The organism is Aquipuribacter sp. SD81 (assembly GCF_037153975.1).
In the GTDB taxonomy this organism is placed as follows: domain Bacteria; phylum Actinomycetota; class Actinomycetes; order Actinomycetales; family JBBAYJ01; genus Aquipuribacter.
On record NZ_JBBAYJ010000009.1, the window covers coordinates 69,311 to 80,694 of the forward strand.

The window sequence follows — 11,384 nt, forward strand, 5'->3', positions numbered from 1 at the left end:
TCCGTCACGGCGCGACGTCGCCTGCCTGCGGCCACGGCGACACACCGGACAGCTCCCGCCGACCGTCGGTGCACCGTCCCGCCGTCGCGTGTGTCGTCGTGGCCGGGCAGCGGGCCTGTGGACGGGGGCGCACGCCGTCGTCCGTCGTGGGTCGGGCTGGTGACATGGCCGTCGAGGGGAGGACCATGGCTGCTGTGACCGTGATGCCGCGTGAGGGGGATTGGACGGTCGACGACCTCGACCGGCTGCCCGACGACGGCCTGCAGTACGAGCTCGCGGACGGGGTGCTCCTCGTGACGCCCGCTCCCGTGCCCGCCCACCAGCGCGTGGTCGTCGACCTGCTGATGGTGCTGCGCCAGGCGGAGGTGCCGGGTACGGAGGTGTTCGTCGCCCCCCTCGACTACCGGCCGAGCCGGGTCCGGTCCCTCCAGCCGGACCTGCTCGTGGTCCGCAGCGAGGACGTCGGACCGGTGGACGTGCAGCGGCCGCTGCTCCTCGCGGTGGAGGTGCTGTCGCCCAGCACCCGCAGCAAGGACCTGCTGCTCAAGCGCGGCCTGTACGAGGACTCCGGCGTGGCGTCGTACTGGGTCGTCGACCCGGCCGAGCCGTCGCTGCTCGTGCTCGACCTGGTCGACGGCCGCTACGTCGAGACCGCGCGCGTCGCGGGCGACGACGAGGTCCGCCTCGAGCGGCCCTTCCCGGTGACGGTCCGGCCCGGCGCGCTCGGCCGCCGCTGACCGGAGCGAGACGGCCGTCCCAGCCCTCGGACGTCCGGTTTCGCGAGTCGGGACGGCGGGGGCTACTCTCTCACCAGCCATCCAGAGCGACCGAGAGACCTGGCTCGTCGACGTCGCAGCAACCCCCCGGCAACGGGTGCGGGTGCTACCGCCAGGACCGATGGAGGATCCTGTGAGGTACTGCCCCGGCACCACCCCGCTCCTGGTCGCGCGTCGCGCCGTGGACCTGTGCCGCCGCACCGCCGCGGCGTGTCCGCGGCGAATGCCGCTGCGCTGAGCCTCCCGCTCGGCGCACACCCCCGGCCCCCGTCGACCCGCGCTGCGCGCGGGCCGGCCCTCCTGCGCCGTCCCGGCGCCGCGACCTCCGGAGCACCCCCATGACCAGCACCACGCCATCCCCGGCGCGGACCACCTCGCTGCCCGTCGACGTCCGCGACCTCACCGTCGACTTCGGCAAGGGGCCGGTCCTCGACGGCCTCGACCTGCACGTGCCCGCCGGTGAGGTCCACGCCGTGCTCGGGCCGTCCGGGTGCGGCAAGTCGACCCTGCTGCGCGTCCTCGCCGGCCTGACCCCGCCCACCCGCGGCACCGCGCGCCTCGGCGGGGCCGACGGCAGCGGCAGCAGCGACATCGTCGAGGGCGACGAGCGCGTCGCCGTCGTCTTCCAGCAGCCGCGGCTGCTGCCGTGGCTCGACCTGCGCGGCAACGTCGCTCTCGGTGCCACCCGCCGCCGCCGGCACGAGCCGGGCGCCGGGTCGCGCGAGGAGGTCGACGAGCTCCTGCACCGGGTGCACCTCGACGGCTACGGCGACTACCGGCCCGCCTCCGTCAGCGGCGGCATGGCCCAGCGCACCGCGCTCGCCCGGGCGCTGCTCGCCCGGCCGGGCGTCCTGCTGCTCGACGAGCCCTTCGCCGCGCTCGACGCCCTCACCCGTCTCACCATGCAGGGCCTCGTCGACGAGCTCGTCCACGCCGACGGCACGACCGTCGTGCTCGTCACCCACGACGTCGACGAGGCCGTCCGGCTCGCCGACCACATCACGGTGCTCGGGCGCGCCGGCACCGGGCACGCCACGTACGTGCCGGTCGACCTGCCCCGCCCGCGCGACACCACCGACCCCGAGCAGCTCGCCGCCGCCGCACGCCTCCGGTCGCGCCTGCTGTCCCTCGTCGGCGTCTCCGACGCCGGCGCGTCCACCTCCCCGCACCACGAGCAGGGTTCCCGGACCCGACAGGAGCACACCCGATGAGCCGCCGCACGTCCGTCCCCACCCTCGCCCTCGCCGCCGCGACCGCCCTCGTGCTCGCGGCCTGCGGCTCCGGTTCGGAGGGCGGCGCCGACGCCGACGACGACGCCACGGGCGCGGCCGGCGGTGGCGCGAGCGCCGCCGCGGGCGGCGACCTCGGTGTCGACGAGATCCGCCTGGACTGGGCGACGTACAACCCGGCGAGCCTCGTGCTCAAGGAGCAGGGCTGGGTCGAGGAGGCCGTCGGCGACGACGTCGAGGTCACGTGGGAGTTCTCCGCCGGGTCCGCCCCCGCCAACGAGCTGCTGCGCGGCGACGTCGTCGACTTCAACTCCACCGCCGGCGCCGCGGCGCTGCTCGCCCGGGCCAACGGCTCCCCGCTGCGCACCGTCGACGTCCTCGCGCAGCCGGAGTGGTCGGCGATCGTCGTCGGGCCCGACTCCGACATCACGAGCGCCGAGGACCTCGAGGGCCGCACCATCGCGGCGCTGTCCGGGACCGACCCGTACTTCTTCCTCCTGCAGACGCTCGACTCCGCGGGACTCACGACCGACGACGTGCAGATCGTCGACCTGCCGCACGCCGACGGCCGCCTCGCCCTCAACCGCGGCGAGGTCGACGCGTGGGCGGGGCTCGACCCGATCATGGCCGACACCGTGGCGAACGAGGGCGCCGAGCTCGTCGTGCGGGAGCCGAGCCGCAACTCCTACAGCGTGCTCAACGTGCGCGAGGACTTCCTGACCGAGCACCCGGAGGCCGTCGAGCTCGTCCTCACGCAGTACGAGCGCGCGCGGCAGTGGATCCAGGACAACCCGGAGGAGGCTGTCGAGATCCTCGCGACCGCCGCCGAGATCGAGCCGGAGATCGCCGCGCAGGTGCTCGACGAGCGCACCAACCTCGACATCGACCCGGTGCCCGGTGAGGACCTCCGCGCGGTGCTCGAGCGGATCGTGCCTATCGTCGTCGACGGCGGTCAGGTCGGCAGCCAGGAGGACGCGGAGACGGCGCTCGAGGAGCTCTTCGCGCCGGAGCCCGCGACCGCGGCCGTCGAGTCGGCCGGGACGGAGACCGAGGGATGAGCCTGACGACCGACGAGCGGGTGGCCCTGCAGCGCGGGGCCGGGACGGACCTCGTCGCGCCCAGCGGGTACCAGGACGTGCCGGGCGGGGAGCGGCCGGAGGTCGCACCCCCCGCGGGCCCGCGCCGCCGGGGGTGGCGGCCCCGCGGTGTCGTCGACGTGCTCCTCGCCCTCGTGCTGCCCGTGGCCCTCCTCGCGGCGTGGCAGCTCGCGGTGCAGGCCGGGGTGCTGGAGGAGAGCCGCTTCTCCTCCCCGGGAGCGGTGCTGTCCGCGCTCGTGGAGTACGCCGCCTCGGGGCGGCTGTGGCCCAACCTCGGCGTGAGCCTGCAGCGGGTGCTGCTCGGCTTCACCCTCGGCTCGCTCGCCGCCCTCGTCGTCGGGGTGCTCGTCGCGCTCAGTCGCACCGCCGACCGGGTGCTGTCCCCGCTGCTGTCGGCGGTCCGGGCCGTGCCGTCGCTGGCGTGGGTGTCGGTGCTCATCATCTGGTGGGGCATCGGCGAGGAGCCCAAGGTCGGCCTCGTCGCGATCGGGGCCTTCTTCCCCGTCCTCGCCACCCTCGTCGCCGGGTTCCGGCAGGTCGACACCGGCCTGCTCGAGGTCGCCCAGGCGTACGGGCTGTCGTGGCGGCAGCGGGTGACGACCGTCCTGCTGCCCTCGGCGGCGCCGTCGCTGCTGGCCGGCGCGCGGCTCGGGCTCAACCAGGCGTGGCTGTTCCTCGTGGCGGCCGAGCTGCTCGGCGCGACCGAGGGCCTCGGCTGGCAGCTGCAGAACGCGCAGCGCAACGGCCAGGTCGAGCTCGTCCTCGCGACCATCGTGCTGTTCGCCGTCATCGGCAAGGCGACCGACGGCCTGCTCGCGGTCGTCGAGCGGCGGGTGCTCGCCCGGCTCCGCTGACGTCCGCGCCGTGCGGGCGCCCACGTCTCGACGTGCCGGACGGCGGCCGTGTCGTCACGATACGGACATGCGGAGCACAGGAGCTGTCGTGGTGGGTGCCCTCGTCCTCGCCGCCGGTCTCGCCGGCTGCTCGGACGCCGGTGAGGTTCCCGAGACGCCCGGGATCACGGCGACCATCGAGCCGCCGGGCGCCTCGGTGGCGACCGACGTCGCCACCGACGGCTGACGCCGGGCCGGGGGCGCCTCAGCCGAGGTAGGCCTCGGTGAAGGCGTTGCCCATGACGCCGCGCGGGTCCAGCTCCGCCCGCAGCCGGCGGAGGTCCGCCATGCGCGGGTAGAGCGCCGCCACCTGCTCGGGCGCGGCCGTGAACACCTTGCCCCAGTGCGGGCGGGCCCCGAAGGGGGCGAGGGCCTCGTCGAGGGCGGCCACCACCGGGCGCACGCGCCCGGTGTCGCCCACCCACGTGAAGTGCAGCGCGAGGCTGTCGCGTCCCTCGGCCATGCTCAGCCACAGCGTGTCGGCGCCGATGCTCCGGATCTCGCTCACGAGCAGCACCTCGCGCACGCGCTCGGCCAGCGCGCCCACCGCGCGCAGCGCCGCCGGGCCGGCCGCGCGCGGCACCAGCCACTCCGACTGCAGCTCGTCGCCCGCGCTCGGCGTGTGCTCGAGGCGGAAGTGCGGCAGCCGGGCGTACCAGGGCCCCGGCACGCCGAGCTGCTCGGTGCAGTGCTCGACCGGCTGGCCGGGCACCGGGTGGCGGGGACCGTCGGCGGCGCGGGTGCCGAGCCAGCCGGTCGGCAGCGGTCTGCTGCCCACGTCCTGCTTGCACCACACCGACGCGGTGCGGTCGGGGCCCCACGTCGTGAAGACGCTGACGGAACGACCCGCGGCCATCACCTCGGCCAGCACCCGCCCCTCGTCCCCGGAGCCGTCGGAGCCGTCGAGCGCGTCGAGGGACAGGCCCTCGTGGACCGTCTGCACCATGTCGTAGGCCGGGACGGTCTCCAGCTCCAGCGACGTCACGACCCCGAGCGAGCCGAGCGCGACCACCGCGCCGTCGAAGTCCTCGTCGCCGCGCGCGAGGCGGCGGGACGCGCCGTCGGGGGTGAGGAGCTCCACGGCGACGACGGACCGGGCCAGCGTCCCGTTGCCGTCGCCGGAGCCGTGCGTGCCGGTGGCCGCCGCACCCGCGATGCAGATGTGCGGCAGCGAGCCTGTCGTCGGCAGGGCCCGGCCGGCGGCGTGCAGCCGCTCGACGACGTCGCCGTAGCGGAGGCCGGCCGCGACCCGCACGACGCCGCTCGCGGTGTCGACCTCGACCTCGGGCGGCATGGCGTCGAGCACGACGTGCACGCCGTCGGTGTCGGCGACGGTCGAGAAGGAGTGCCCGCTGCCGAGCACGCGCAGCCGGTCCGCACCCGCGACCACGTCGCGGAGCTCCTCGACCGTCGTCGGGCGCGCCACCTCGCGGGCGGAGAACGTGATGTTGCCGGCCCAGTTCCGGGCGGCGGGGACGGCGGTCTGCTGCACCCGGGCATTGTGCCCCGCGCGCCCGGGGGCACTCCCGGCGAACCGCCTCCGAGCGGGCCCGGCGGGACCTACCGTGCAGCGGGGCGGCAGGTGGCCGCGCCGGGAGGGGACGGCATGAGCAGGACGGCACGCGCGGCGACGGGGGCGGCCCTCGTGGGCGTCCTCCTGCTCGTCGCGGCGGTGGCGGCGGTCGTCGCCGCCACCGCGGGCTCGGGCCCCGGCGGGGCGTGGGCCGACCCCTTCTTCCTCGAGGAGGACCTGTCGGCGACCGCGGAGGCAGAGGTGCTCGACGTCGACGAGGGGGACGACTGGGTCGACGTGCGCTGGACGACCGAGGACGACGAGACCGTCGTGACCGGGCTGGACTGGTCGTGGTCGAGCACGCTGCCCGAGGTCGGCGACTCGGTGACGGTCGTGTACGACCCGGCCGACCCCGAGTGGAGCTCCTACGCCGCCGAGGACCCCTGGGTCGAGCTGCCGAGCCCGGCGGACGAGGTACCGGACGCGTCCTCCGCCGATGTCACGGCCGCGGCGGCCGGTGTCGTGCGGGCCGCGGGCTGGACCGCGCTCGGCGCCCTCGGCGCCGCCGTGCTCGCCGCCCTCGTCACCGTCGTGGCGGTGGTCCGCGCGCCCGCTGCGCCCAGGCCCCCGAGCGGACCGGTGACGGTCGCGCCCGGCTGGGCGCCGCCCGGGCCCTGGCCCCCCGCCCCGCCGCACCCCGGCCCCGGTCCGCACCCTGCCGGGCACCAGGCCGCTCAGCCGGCCGCTCACCCGGTCGCCCAACCCGCCGCGTACCCGCAGCCGACCGGGTACCCGCGGCCGGGGCCGTCGTCCGCGCCGCCCGCGGACCGCCCGGGCGGCTGGCCCTCGCCCGGCTGAGCCACCTCGCCGGTCGCGACGCTGCTCGACCGCGCCGACGCGACGTCCGGCGCGGGTCGTGCGACGGTGTCGGGTATGCGGTTGCTGTCCCGTGCTCGTTCCCGTGACGTCTCGCGTGCCGCCGCGTCGGCGGTCGCCCTCCTGCTGACGGGGGGACTGCTCGCCGGGTGCGGCGGCTACGGCGCGCGGGAGGACCTCGTCATGGAGGGCGACGAGGGCGGCGTCACCGCGGGGCAGGCGCCCGAGCCCACCGGTACCGACAGCGACGCGCCGGCCGTCGGGGTGCTGCCGCAGGACCTGCAGACCGCGGACGTCCCCGAGGACTGCCTCGCCGTCGTCGACTCCGCCGAGGAGACGCCCGTCGACGAGGGCCAGCCGTGGGAGGACCTCTACCCGGCCTTCGAGGTGTGCACGACCGTCGAGGACTTCCGGCAGGCCGTGTCCGCCCAGGGCGACCTGCTCGACGGCAACGACCCGGTCGAGTTCGTCGTCACGACGTGCGACAACGAGCCCGCCGTCGTCGACACCGTGCTGTGCGCCGCCGTCCTCGGCGAGGGCGACTCCTACATCTCGGGCGAGGACGACGGTGAGGACGACGGCGCCGGGAGCACGGCCGAGCCGACCGGCTGAGCCCGCCCTCAGCCCCCTCCCAGCCCGTCACGGCGGGCGAGGAGGAACGCTCGCTCGGACGTGTTCGCGGTGAGCCGGGCCGCGCGGTCGTAGGCGTCGCGGGCCTCGGCCGGGCGTCCCAGCGCCGCGAGCAGGTGGCCCCGGACCGCGTGCAGGTACGGGTAGTCCTCCGGCGCACCGGCCCCGTCGACCGCGTCGAGGGCCGCCGCGGGACCCGCGACCTGCGCCAGCGCGACCGCCCGGTTGAGGGCGACGACCGGCGTCGGCCACGCCTGCAGCAGCAGGTCGTACAGCGCGAGCACCTCGTGCCAGTCGGTGTCCTCGTAGGAGGGGGCCGTCGCGTGGCACCCGGCGACGGCGGCCTGCAGCGTGAAGCGACCGGGGCGGCCCCGCCGCAGCGCTCGGCGCACGAGGGCGTCGGCCTCCGCGATCGTCGCGGTGTCCCACGTCGACCGGTCCTGCTCGGCCAGGAGCAGCAGCCGGCCGCTGCCGGCGTGACGGCCGTCCCGCCGCGCCCACGCGAACAGGGCGAGCGCGTGCACGGCGAGCACCTCGGCCTCGTCGGGCATGAGCGCGACGAGCGCGCCGGTCAGCTCCCGCGCCCGCAGCAGCAGGTCCTCGCGGACGACGCCGTCGCCGACCGGGGCGGTGTGCCCGGCCGTCACGAGCAGGTGGACGACGGTGAGGACGGCGTCGAGGCGACCGGGCAGCTCCGCCCCGCTCGGCACCCGGAAGGGGATGCCGGCCGAGGCGATCTTCTTCTTCGCGCGGGTGATGCGTGCGGCCGCGGTCGGCGGCGGCACGAGCAGCAGCCGGGCGACCTCGTCGGTGCGCAGGCCGCAGACGAGCCGTGCGGTGAGCGCGACCTGCGACTCCCGGGCGAGCGCCGGGTGGCAGCAGGTGAACAGCAGGCGGAGCAGGTCGCTGCCGAACACGGCGGGCACCTCCCGTCCGGCCTCGCGGTCGACGCGCTCCGCGGCCTCGTCGAACCCCCGCTCGGCGTCCTCGCGCGGCGCGTCGTCGACGACGAGAAGCGGCAGCCGCCGGGTCAGGCCGTCGCGACGGCGCAGCTGGTCGAGCGCCCGCCGGCGGGCGGCCGTGACGAGCCAGCCGGTGGGGTTGCCCGGCACCCCGTCGCGCGGCCAGCGCTCGGCCGCCTGGGCGAAGGCCTCGGCGGCGGAGTCCTCGGCGAGGTCGAGGTCGCGGACGGTGCGGGCGACGGCGCCGACGACGCCCGCCCAGGCGCCGCGGTGGGCGCGGGCGAGGGCGTCGTCGGCCGCCGTCGGCACGCTGTGCTCGGGTCCTCCGGTGGTGGTCGGGTCGCGGCTCAGCCGAAGGTCATGACGGGCCGCACCTCGACCCCGCCCTCGCCGGCGGGGCACAGCCGCGCGATCTCGACGGCGTGGTCGAGGTCGCGTGCCTCGATGACGTAGAACCCGCCGAGGGCCTCCTTCGTCTCCATGAAGGGCCCGTCGCTCAGCTCGCCGCCGCGGATGCTGGTCGCCGTCGTGCTGAGGTGCAGCGCCTCACCGGACACGATGCTGCCACCGTGCTCGACGACGGCCCGGCTGAAGGCGTCGTGCTCGGCCATGGACGCCTGCCACTGCTCGGGGGTGGCGTCGGCCCAGTAGGACTCGTCGTCGTAGATCAGGACCAGGTACCTCGACATGGTGTGCTCCTCGTTCGTCGAAGGTCGGACGGGTGGCTTGACACCTACCTGTCGGACGGGACACCGCGCAATCGACAGCCCGGGCGGGTCAGTCCGCCACCCGGTTGCCGTGCTCGTCCCAGTGCGCGGCCACCTTCTTGCTCGGCTGCACCCGCGGCGGCTCGCCCGGCATCTTCGGGTAGTCGGGCGGGAAGTTGAGCTCCCCGCCGGGCAGGGTCTCCCACAGCTCCAGCAGCGGGTCGAGGTCGAAGGCCTCGTCGTCCATGCCCGCCCACGGGTCGCCGTGCTCGGCGAGCAGCGCCGGGACGGTCGTGAGGTTGAGCTCGGCCGGGTCCGCCAGCGCCGCCAGGCGCTCCCACGTGAGCGGGGTGCTGACGGGCGCGCCGGGCCGCGCACGCAGGCTCCACGCGCTCGCGATCGTGCGGTCGCGGTTGTTCTGGTTGTAGTCGAGGAACACGCGCTCGCCGCGCTCCTCCTTCCACCACGCCGTCGTCACCTGGTCGTCGCGGCGCTCGAGCTCCCGGCCGAGGCCGATGGCCGCGTGGCGGACGTCCTCGAAGCTCCATCGAGGCCGGATGCGGACGTAGACGTGCACGCCGCGGTTGCCGCTGGTCTTGCAGTACCCGCGCAGCCCGAGCTCGGCGAGCAGGTCGCGGGTCAGCAGCGCCACGCGGCGCGCGTCGGCGAACCCGGTGCCGGGCTGCGGGTCGAGGTCGAGCCGGAGCTCGTCCGGGTGGTCGACGTCGGGGCGTCGCACCGGCCACGGGTGGAACGTGAGCGCGCCCATCTGGGCCGCCCACACGAGCGAGGCGACGGAGGTCGGGCACAGCTCGTCGGCAGTGCGCCCGCTGGGGAAGGTGATCCTGACCGTCTCGATGTGCTCGGGCGCCCCCTTCGGCAGCCGCTTCTGGTAGAAGCCGTCGCCCTCGCGGTCCTGGGGGCCGGTGGCCAGGCGCATGCCCTCGCGCCACCCGTCCGGCCAGCGCTCCATCGCCGTCGGTCGGTCGCGGACGGTGCCGAGCATCGTCTCGCCGATCGTCGCGAAGTACTGGCAGACGTCGAGCTTGGTGACGGCGGGCGTGCGCTCGGTCGCCTCGTAGACCACGCGGTCCGGGCTCGTGACCCGCACCTCGTGCTCGCCTGCCTGCACCGTCGCGGCCGGGGCCTTCGCCATGGGCCACAACCTAGGCGCGTTGGTCCGCGTTCGTGCAGACCTACGCCGCGTACGTCTGCGTTCCTGTCGAGCTACGCCGCGTACGTCTGCGTTCGTGCAGACCTACGCCGCGTACGTCTGCGTTCCCGTCGAGCTGCGTCGCGTACGTCTGCGTTCGTGCAGACCTACGCCGCGGATTACGGCGCGGGGGCGGGAGCGCGGACCACCCGCGGACGGCAGGAGCGCGGAGGGGAAGCGGTGCGGGCTGCGGTGACGCTGTGGATCGTGGGGGCGGCGCTCTGCCTCGGCGGGTGCTCGGCCGCCGGCGAGGAGCCGCAGCCGGCGACGGCCTTCGTCTGCGTCGGCGAGGGCGCGGGCGACGCGGAGGCCGGGCCGGGCAGCGTCGGCTGGACGCTGGGCGAGGGCTGCCCGCCGTCGCCCTGACAGCGTCGGGCGTCGGCGGCAGACTCGGCGCGTGCAGCTGCCCGTCATGCCCCCGGTCAAGCCGATGCTCGCCAAGCCGGGCAGCGAGATCCCGCCCGACCACGTCTACGAGCCGAAGTGGGACGGCTTCCGCGCCATCGTCTTCCGCGACGGCGACGAGGTCGTCATCGGCAGCCGCAACGAGAAGCCGCTCACGCGGTACTTCCCCGAGGTGGTCGAGGCGATCAGGAGCGCGTTCCCCGACCGGGCCGTCGTCGACGGGGAGGTGGTCGTCGCCGACCCCGACGGCAACCGCCTGGACTTCGAGGCGCTGCAGCAGCGGGTGCACCCCGCCGACAGCCGTGTCCGCCTGCTCGCCGAGCAGACCCCGGCGAGCTTCGTCGCCTTCGACCTGCTCGCCCTGGGCGACGACGACCTCACCCAGCGCCCCTTCGCCGAGCGCCGTGCGCTGCTGGAGGAGGCGCTGCCCGCCGACCACCCGTCGGTGCACGTGACCCCGGCCACGACCGACGAGGCCGAGGCCGCGCGCTGGTTCGAGGCGTTCGAGGGCGCGGGCCTCGACGGCCTCGTGGCCAAGAAGCCGGACCTGCGCTACCAGCCGGACAAGCGGGTCATGACGAAGGTGAAGCACGTCCGCACCGCCGACTGCGTCGTGGCCGGCTACCGGGTGCACAAGTCCGGCCCGGACGCGCTCGGCTCCCTGCTGCTCGGGCTGTACGACGACTCCGGCACGCTGCAGAGCGTCGGGGTGTGCGGGAGCTTCACGATGGCGCGCCGGCGCGAGCTGCTCGCCGAGATGCAGGACCTCGTGACGACGTTCGAGGAGCACCCGTGGAGCTGGGCCGCGCACGAGGCGGGCGAGCGCACACCGCGCAAGAACGAGACGAGCCGGTGGAACGCGGGCAAGGACCTGTCGTTCGTGCCGCTGCGCCCCGAGCGCGTGGTGGAGGTGCGCTACGACTACATGGAGGGCGACCGGTTCCGTCACACCACCCAGCTGCAGCGCTGGCGCCCGGACCGCGACCCGCGCAGCTGCACGTACGACCAGCTGGAGCGCCCGGTGCGCTTCGACCTCACCGACGTGCTGACCCACGGGAGGGTCTGAGCCGACGGCCAGCGGGT

The 11,384-nt window shown here is 75.6% G+C and carries 13 protein-coding genes and 1 riboswitch; of the genes, 9 read left to right on the forward strand and 4 right to left on the reverse strand.

Annotation, left to right across the window (positions count from 1 at the left end):
- Window positions 1-185: 185 nt before the first annotated feature.
- From WAA21_RS07205 to WAA21_RS07225, 5 genes are all read left to right on the forward strand, one after another.
- Window positions 186-737: a Uma2 family endonuclease gene (locus tag WAA21_RS07205; RefSeq protein WP_336922093.1), complete on the forward strand. Its 552-nt coding sequence runs from the start codon at window positions 186-188 to the stop codon at window positions 735-737.
- Window positions 738-811: 74 nt separating this feature from the next.
- Window positions 812-904: riboswitch (SAM riboswitch) on the forward strand.
- A gap of 210 nt (window positions 905-1,114) precedes the next feature.
- On the forward strand, window positions 1,115-1,987 hold the full coding sequence (locus WAA21_RS07210; protein WP_336922094.1) for an ABC transporter ATP-binding protein: 873 nt from the start codon (window positions 1,115-1,117) through the stop codon (window positions 1,985-1,987).
- Window positions 1,984-3,063: an aliphatic sulfonate ABC transporter substrate-binding protein gene (locus tag WAA21_RS07215; protein WP_336922095.1), complete on the forward strand. Its 1,080-nt coding sequence runs from the start codon at window positions 1,984-1,986 to the stop codon at window positions 3,061-3,063. Before WAA21_RS07210 ends, WAA21_RS07215 begins: the two co-directional genes overlap by 4 nt.
- Window positions 3,060-3,956, forward strand: coding sequence for an ABC transporter permease (locus tag WAA21_RS07220; RefSeq protein WP_336922096.1), 897 nt, complete (start codon window positions 3,060-3,062; stop codon window positions 3,954-3,956). The genes WAA21_RS07215 and WAA21_RS07220 overlap by 4 nt, the downstream gene beginning before the upstream one ends.
- A 67-nt stretch (window positions 3,957-4,023) precedes the next feature.
- Complete coding sequence (locus WAA21_RS07225) at window positions 4,024-4,182, forward strand: hypothetical protein (protein ID WP_336922097.1); 159 nt, start codon at window positions 4,024-4,026, stop codon at window positions 4,180-4,182.
- Between the two features lie 18 nt (window positions 4,183-4,200).
- On the opposite strand, the gene WAA21_RS07230 is transcribed toward WAA21_RS07225, so the two are convergent.
- Window positions 4,201-5,487, reverse strand: coding sequence for an FAD-binding protein (locus WAA21_RS07230; protein ID WP_336922098.1), 1,287 nt, complete (start codon window positions 5,485-5,487; stop codon window positions 4,201-4,203).
- Between the two features lie 114 nt (window positions 5,488-5,601).
- On the opposite strand from WAA21_RS07230, the gene WAA21_RS07235 reads away from it, so the two are divergent.
- Together WAA21_RS07235 and WAA21_RS07240 are read left to right on the forward strand one after the other, a co-directional pair.
- Complete coding sequence (locus WAA21_RS07235; RefSeq protein ID WP_336922099.1) at window positions 5,602-6,366, forward strand: DUF3592 domain-containing protein; 765 nt, start codon at window positions 5,602-5,604, stop codon at window positions 6,364-6,366.
- 75 nt (window positions 6,367-6,441) lie between these two features.
- Window positions 6,442-6,996, forward strand: coding sequence for a hypothetical protein (locus tag WAA21_RS07240; RefSeq protein ID WP_336922100.1), 555 nt, complete (start codon window positions 6,442-6,444; stop codon window positions 6,994-6,996).
- An 8-nt stretch (window positions 6,997-7,004) separates the two neighbouring features.
- Here WAA21_RS07240 and WAA21_RS07245 read toward each other — a convergent pair whose 3' ends face one another.
- From WAA21_RS07245 to WAA21_RS07255, 3 genes are all read right to left on the reverse strand, one after another.
- Window positions 7,005-8,285 carry an RNA polymerase sigma factor gene (locus WAA21_RS07245; protein ID WP_336922101.1) on the reverse strand — a complete coding sequence of 427 codons (1,281 nt, stop codon included), beginning with the start codon at window positions 8,283-8,285 and terminating at the stop codon, window positions 7,005-7,007.
- 38 nt (window positions 8,286-8,323) lie between these two features.
- On the reverse strand, window positions 8,324-8,665 hold the full coding sequence (locus WAA21_RS07250; RefSeq protein WP_336922102.1) for a YciI family protein: 342 nt from the start codon (window positions 8,663-8,665) through the stop codon (window positions 8,324-8,326).
- Window positions 8,666-8,753: 88 nt separating this feature from the next.
- Entirely contained in the window at window positions 8,754-9,839 is a 1,086-nt protein-coding gene (locus tag WAA21_RS07255; RefSeq protein WP_336922103.1) for a DNA polymerase domain-containing protein, read from the reverse strand.
- A gap of 237 nt (window positions 9,840-10,076) precedes the next feature.
- Between WAA21_RS07255 and WAA21_RS07260 the strand changes: the two genes are divergently transcribed.
- Both WAA21_RS07260 and WAA21_RS07265 read left to right on the forward strand, forming a co-directional pair.
- Window positions 10,077-10,262 carry a hypothetical protein gene (locus WAA21_RS07260; protein WP_336922104.1) on the forward strand — a complete coding sequence of 62 codons (186 nt, stop codon included), beginning with the start codon at window positions 10,077-10,079 and terminating at the stop codon, window positions 10,260-10,262.
- A 31-nt stretch (window positions 10,263-10,293) separates the two neighbouring features.
- On the forward strand, window positions 10,294-11,367 hold the full coding sequence (locus WAA21_RS07265; RefSeq protein ID WP_336922105.1) for an ATP-dependent DNA ligase: 1,074 nt from the start codon (window positions 10,294-10,296) through the stop codon (window positions 11,365-11,367).
- The last annotated feature ends 17 nt before the right edge of the window (window positions 11,368-11,384 follow it).